The sequence below is a fragment of the Variovorax sp. 01T439_2 genome, from assembly GCF_056398445.1.
Window position 1 is genome coordinate 1 of the sequence record NZ_JBFTPJ010000310.1, and the last position, 5,910, is coordinate 5,910.

General features: G+C 68.5%; 7 protein-coding genes. 5 read left to right on the forward strand and 2 right to left on the reverse strand.

What is annotated here, in order from left to right; translation table 11 throughout:
• The 5 genes from hda to AC1DOC_RS16040 form a co-directional block, all read left to right on the forward strand.
• A partial coding sequence (gene hda, locus AC1DOC_RS16020; RefSeq protein ID WP_478130070.1) for a DnaA regulatory inactivator Hda occupies positions 1-644 on the forward strand: 644 nt, incomplete at its 5' end.
• Between the two features lie 19 nt (positions 645-663).
• On the forward strand, positions 664-2,304 hold the full coding sequence (pcnB, locus tag AC1DOC_RS16025; RefSeq protein ID WP_478079835.1) for a polynucleotide adenylyltransferase PcnB: 1,641 nt from the start codon (positions 664-666) through the stop codon (positions 2,302-2,304).
• The gene (gene folK, locus AC1DOC_RS16030; protein ID WP_478130071.1) at positions 2,301-2,951 is read left to right on the forward strand and encodes a 2-amino-4-hydroxy-6-hydroxymethyldihydropteridine diphosphokinase; all 651 of its coding nucleotides are present in this window, start codon (positions 2,301-2,303) and stop codon (positions 2,949-2,951) included. Before pcnB ends, folK begins: the two co-directional genes overlap by 4 nt.
• Positions 2,952-3,067: 116 nt before the next feature.
• Positions 3,068-3,712, forward strand: a complete 645-nt coding sequence (locus AC1DOC_RS16035) for a DUF47 domain-containing protein (protein WP_012746613.1) — start codon at positions 3,068-3,070, stop codon at positions 3,710-3,712.
• A gap of 13 nt (positions 3,713-3,725) precedes the next feature.
• Entirely contained in the window at positions 3,726-4,736 is a 1,011-nt protein-coding gene (locus tag AC1DOC_RS16040) for an inorganic phosphate transporter (protein ID WP_012746614.1), read from the forward strand.
• 23 nt (positions 4,737-4,759) lie between these two features.
• Here AC1DOC_RS16040 and AC1DOC_RS16045 read toward each other — a convergent pair whose 3' ends face one another.
• Together AC1DOC_RS16045 and AC1DOC_RS16050 are read right to left on the reverse strand one after the other, a co-directional pair.
• Positions 4,760-5,206 carry an NINE protein gene (locus tag AC1DOC_RS16045; protein WP_018903297.1) on the reverse strand — a complete coding sequence of 149 codons (447 nt, stop codon included), beginning with the start codon at positions 5,204-5,206 and terminating at the stop codon, positions 4,760-4,762.
• Positions 5,203-5,727: an N-acetyltransferase family protein gene (locus tag AC1DOC_RS16050; protein ID WP_478080962.1), complete on the reverse strand. Its 525-nt coding sequence runs from the start codon at positions 5,725-5,727 to the stop codon at positions 5,203-5,205. Before AC1DOC_RS16050 ends, AC1DOC_RS16045 begins: the two co-directional genes overlap by 4 nt.
• Positions 5,728-5,910: the final 183 nt, after the last annotated feature.

Here is a 5,910-nt window from a genome sequence, read left to right on the forward strand (position 1 = left end):
GCTTCGACGCTTTTTTTGCCGGCCCGAACGAGGCGGCGCTGCGGCACCTGCAACTGTGGGTGGGCGGCGCCGGCAGCGCCGTGCCCCACTCTCCCGTGCCCACCTATCTTTGGGGCGAAGGCGGCAGCGGCAAGACCCATCTGCTCGAATCGGTGCGTGTGGCGCTGCGCGAGCAGGGTGCGAGCGTGGGCTGGCTGCATGCCGGCGTGCTGGAGCCGCCCGAATTCGACGAGCGCTGGGGTGCCGTGCTGCTCGACGACGTGCACCTCTACACCCCCGTGCAGCAGCACGCGGCCTTCAACTGGTTCGTCAACGCGCAGACGCTGCAGCGCGGCGTGGTGGCCGCGGGCGCGCTGCCGCCGGCCGACCTGCCGCTGCGCGAGGACCTCCGCACCCGGCTGGGCTGGGGCCATGTGTTCCACCTGCAGGTGCTGAGCGAAAGCGAACGCCGCGCGGTGCTGCGCCAGGCCGCCGACACGCGCGGCGTCATGCTGTCGGACGAGGTGCTCGACTACATGCTGCACCGCTTCAGCCGCGACCTGGGCAGCCTGATGGAGCTGCTCACGCAGCTCGACGGCTATGCCCTTCAGACACAGCGCGCGATCACGATCCCGCTGATCCGATCCATGCTCGAAAACGAATAGAGAAGAGCTTCAACCAACAATGATCAAGAAATTCATCGACAAGCTGCTCGGCAAATCGGCCGGCGGCGCACAGGGCAAGAGCCGCTTCGGCAAGCGCCAGGAGGTGCCGGCAGAGGTTCACAAGATCGATCCAGCCCTGGTCGACGAACGTGCCAGGAACGTCGTCACCACGCTCCAGCAGGCCGGCTACGAGGCCTACGTGGTGGGCGGCGCGGTGCGCGACCTGCTGCTGGGGCTGCGCCCCAAGGACTTCGACGTGGCCACCAACGCCACGCCCGAGCAGGTCAAGTCGCTCTTCCGGCGCGCCTTCATCATCGGGCGGCGCTTTCGGATCGTGCACGTGGTGTACGGCCGCGGCCGCGAGCACGAGGTGATCGAGGTCTCGACCTTCCGCGCCTACATGGACAACGCCGCCGCCGAGCAGGTGGCCGGCAACGAGCGCACCAGCAAGGGCGAGCTCGCGAGCATGAAGCATGCGGTGGACGCCAGCGGCCGCGTGCTGCGCGACAACGTCTGGGGCCCGCAGGAGGAAGACGCCGCGCGCCGCGACTTCACCGTGAACGCCATGTACTACGACCCGGCCAACCAGGTCGTGGTCGACTACCACAACGGCATCCGCGACGCCCAGAAGCTCACGCTGCGCATGATCGGCGACCCGGCCACGCGCTACCGCGAAGACCCGGTGCGCATCATCCGCGCCATCCGCTTCTCGGCCAAGCTGGCGGCGCTCGGCTTCAAGATGGAAGCCAAGACGGCCGCGCCGCTGGTCGAGTCGAGCAAGCTGCTGGCCGACGTGCCGCAAAGCCGCCTGTTCGACGAAATGCTCAAGCTGCTGCAGACCGGCCATGCCATTGCCACCGTCGAGCAGCTGCGCAAGCTGGGCCTCGCCAAGGGCATCTATCCGCTGCTCGACGTCGTGGTGGAGCGGGCCGACCAGCCCTTCGTGAAGGCGGCCCTGCAGGACACCGACCGCCGCGTCGGCGAAGGCAAGCCCGTGGCGCCGAGCTTTTTGCTGGCCTGCGTGCTGTGGGCCGACGTGCGCGACGGCTGGGCCCAGCGCGTCGAGGGTCAGCGCGGCCAGCGCCCGCAGCCGCCGTTCCCGGCGCTGCAGGACGCGATCGACGACGTGTTCAACGCCCGCATCGGCGATGTGTCGGGCCGCGGCAAGCTCGCTGCCGACATGCGCGAGATCTGGATGATGCAGCCGCGCTTCGACAAGCGCACCGGCTCCACGCCCTACAGCCTGGTCGACCAGGCGCGGTTCCGCGCCGCCTTCGACTTCATGCGGCTGCGCGCCGACGTGGGCGAGGTCAGCGAGGCCATCGCCGAGTGGTGGCAGGAGTTCAGCACCGCCGACGACGTGCGCCAGCAAGACCTGCTGGAGCAGGTGCGCGACGAGCAGAAGACCCGCCAGCGCGTGCGAACGCGCGACCCGGTCGCGCCCAAGCCCTCCCGCGGCGAACCGACGGCACGCCAGCGCCAGCCCGAGGCCGACACCCGTCAGGGCGAGGGGGCCGAGGAAGTCGAAGTCGAGGCCGGCGCCGTGCCGCCCGATGGCGAGCCGGCTGCGCCGCGCAAGCGCCGCCGTCGCCGCAAGCCGCGCACCGGAGGTGGTGGTGAGGGCGGCGGCGAGGGCGGCGGGAGCGCCGCAGCCGAATGAGCGCGTCGAACCGGCCGAAGGACGGCAAGAGCGGCGGCGGCCAGGGCCGGCCGCCATCACGTGGCGGCCCTTCGCCGAAGCCGAGGAGCAGCGGACCGGCGCCCRCGCGGCGCGCGCCCAGCCGGCCCGCGGGCAAGGCAGGCTCCGCCGGTGCGCCCCCTCGCCGCACGCGCGAGGACTATCCGACCGTGCAGGCCTTCGTCGCCATCGGTGCCAACCTGGGCGACGCCCGGGCCGCCGTGACGGCAGCCATGGACGCCATCGGCACCATCGAGCGCACCGTGGTGACGGCGCGCTCGTCGCTCTACCGCAGCGCGCCGGTCGATGCAACCGGGCCCGATTTCATCAACGCCGTGGTGGCCGTGCGGACCGGGCTCACGGCCGAGGCCTTCCTGGCCGAGCTGCACCTGCTCGAGGAGCAGGCCGGCCGCGAGCGGCCTTTTCCCAATGCGCCGCGCACGCTCGATCTCGACCTGCTGATGCACGGCAATGCGATCAAGGACACGCCCGCGCTGGCCCTGCCGCACCCGCGCATGCGCGACCGCGCCTTCGTGCTGAAGCCGCTTGCCGAGATCGCGCCCGACAAGGTGCCGCGCGCGGCGCTTGCCCGCGTTTCCTCGCAGGTCATCGAGCGGATTCGCGACTGAGCGGCCGGGGGCGGTGAACCCCGTTGGCCGGCCGGCTTTGCGCCGCCCATTACACTTGCGCGGTTTTTCATGACGTTGTCACGCATTTGTGGCAGCCGCGAACCCAGGAGAGCGCCATGTTCGGCAAGCTGCTGCCCCGCGAGGGGAATTTTTTCGAGATGTTCAACCAGCACGCCGAGCGCATCGTCGAAGCGGCGCGGGCGTTCGAGCAACTCGTGGCCAATTACAGCGACGTGCACCTGCGCGAGCAGTACAACCGCGACGTCGACAATGCCGAGCGTGCGGCCGACCGCGTCACCCACGACGTCAACCGGCTGATCCACAAGACCTTCATCACGCCGATCGACCGCGAGCAGATCCACAAGCTCATCAACACCATGGACGACGTGGCCGACCTGATCCAGGACTCGGCCGAGACCATGGCGCTGTACGACGTGCGCCACATGACCGACGAGATCGTGCGCCTCACGGCGCTGAGCGTGAAGTGCTGCGACCGCCTGAAGGACGCCGTCAAGTTCCTCGGCAAGATCGCCGACCCGGCGGTGGCCGAGGCCACGCTCAAGACCTGCGAGGAGATCGACCGCCTCGAGTCGGACGCCGACCGCGTGATGCGCAGCGCCATGAGCAAGCTGTTCCGCGAGGAGCCCGATGTGCGCGAGGTGATCAAGCTCAAGGCAATCTACGAATTGCTCGAGACGATCACCGACAAGTGCGAGGACGTGGCCAACGTCATCGAGGGCATCGTCCTCGAGAATTCCTGAGCGGTAAGCATCGATGGCAACGGTTCAGGTCGCCCTCTGGGTGGTGATGGTGCTGGTCGCGCTGGCGATCCTGTTCGACTTCATGAACGGCTTCCACGATGCGGCGAACTCGATCGCCACCGTGGTGTCGACCGGCGTGCTCAAGCCGGGCCACGCCGTGCTGTTCGCGGCCTTCTTCAACCTGGTCGCGATCTTCATCTTCCACCTGAGCGTGGCGGCAACGGTCGGCAAGGGCATCGCCCAGCCGGGCGTGGTCGATGTGCACGTGGTCTTCGGCGCGCTCGTGGGCGCCATCAGCTGGAACCTCGTGACCTGGTACTACGGCATCCCGAGYAGCTCGTCGCACGCGCTGATCGGCGGCATCGTGGGTGCCGTGATCGCCAAGACCGGCACCGGCGGCCTGGTGGCCTCGGGCATCTGGAAGACCGTGGCCTTCATCTTCGTTTCGCCGTTCCTCGGCTTCGTGCTGGGCTCGATGATGATGGTGCTGGTGGCCTGGGGCTTCCGGCGCGCCACGCCCTCGCGCATCGACCGCTGGTTCCGGCGGCTGCAGCTGGTGTCCGCCGGAGCCTACAGCCTGGGCCACGGCGGCAACGACGCGCAGAAGACCATCGGCATCATCTGGATGCTGCTGATCGCCACCGGCTACGCCTCGGCCACCGATGCGAGCCCGCCGACCTGGACCATCGTGAGCTGCTACGCCGCGATTGCACTGGGCACCATGTTCGGCGGCTGGCGCATCGTGAAGACCATGGGCCAGAAGATCACCAAGCTCAAGCCCGTGGGCGGCTTCTGCGCGGAGACCGGCGGCGCGCTCACGCTGTTCCTGGCCACCGCGCTGGGCATTCCGGTGTCGACCACGCACACCATCACCGGCGCCATCGTCGGCGTGGGTTCCGCGCAGCGCGCGAGCGCGGTGCGCTGGGGCGTGGCGGGCAACATCGTCTGGGCCTGGATCTTCACGATCCCGGCGTCGGCCTTCGTGGCCGCCATCGCCTACTGGATCAGCCTGCAGATTTTCTGAGCTTCCGGCGCGCGCAGCGGCCGCTACTGTGAAATCTTCCGGCCTTCCTCGACCTGGTGCTCGAAGTAGCGCTGGAAGCTGAACACGATGCTGGCCATCAGCACCGTGGTGCCGAACAGGAGCGCCAGCACCACGGCGCCGATCGTGGCCCAGTTCGTGCGGCCCGGCGCGGCGTCCGAAGGCGCGCTGCCGTTGAATCGGGCATTCCACTTCTCGGGCGCCATGAGGCCGTAGACGATGGCCGTCAGCGCGCATCCCGCGATGGTGAAGCCCAGCAGCGGAATCAGCACCCAGCTCCAGCCGTCGTCCAGGCCGTACATGCGCGCACGCTCGATGCCGTACAGGCCGAGCGCGGTGGGAATCGGCAGCAGCCAGCCGAGCCAGTCGCCGATGCCGCGCAGGTAGAAGCGGTGCAGGCCCAGCGGGCCGCCCAGGAAGGAGAGCCAGGCGGCAATGGTCTTGTTTTTCATTCGGGTTGGGTGGTGCTGCCTTCGCCGAGCACCTTTTCCATCAGGACCACGTCGCGCCATTCGCCGAACTTCCAGCCGCAGTCCTTGAGCACGCCCACATGCGTGAAGCCCTGGCTGCGGTGCACGCCGACCGAGCCGGCATTGGCCGAATCGCCGATGACGGCAATCAGCTTGCGCACGCCCACCGCTTCGGCGGCCTGCGAGAGGGCGGCCAGCAGTTGGGCGCCCAGGCCCTTGCCGCGTGCGGCTTCGGACATGTAGATCGAGTCTTCGGCCGAAAAGCGGTAGGCCGGACGAGGCTTGAACCAGTTGCAGTAGGCAAAACCCAACAGCTCGCCATTTTCTTCGGCCACGAGGTAGGGCAGGTTCTTGCCGAGCACGTCGGCGCGCCGCGCGGCCATGTCGGCGGCAGAGGGGGCTTCGGTCTCGAAGGTGCCGGTGCCGGTCAGCACGTGATGGGCGTAGATGGCCGTGATGGCCGCGATGTCTTGGTCGCGGCTGGGGCGGATGGTGAGGGTCATGCAGGTGGCAAACGGAACGCGGCGGGCGCGGAAATTCGGAGAAAACGCAGGTCGGGCTATAATCGCAGGCTTTTCAGCGTGTCGCTGGCCGGGTGGCCATGTCGCGTGTCTCGACGTTGAAAGAACACTGTGAGCGGGCCTCTTGTCAAAAAACGGGCTTGCTGCACCACCCAAGGATAAATC

Excerpts from the sequence above, each read along its gene's own strand:
- pcnB (WP_478079835.1), top strand. The coding sequence starts at position 664 with ATGATCAAGAAATTCATCGACAAGCTGCTCGGCAAATCGGCCGGCGGC.
- AC1DOC_RS16035 (WP_012746613.1), top strand. The coding sequence starts at position 3,068 with ATGTTCGGCAAGCTGCTGCCCCGCGAGGGGAATTTTTTCGAGATGTTC.
- AC1DOC_RS16045 (WP_018903297.1), bottom strand. The coding sequence starts at position 5,206 with ATGAAAAACAAGACCATTGCCGCCTGGCTCTCCTTCCTGGGCGGCCCG.
- AC1DOC_RS16050 (WP_478080962.1), bottom strand. The coding sequence starts at position 5,727 with ATGACCCTCACCATCCGCCCCAGCCGCGACCAAGACATCGCGGCCATC.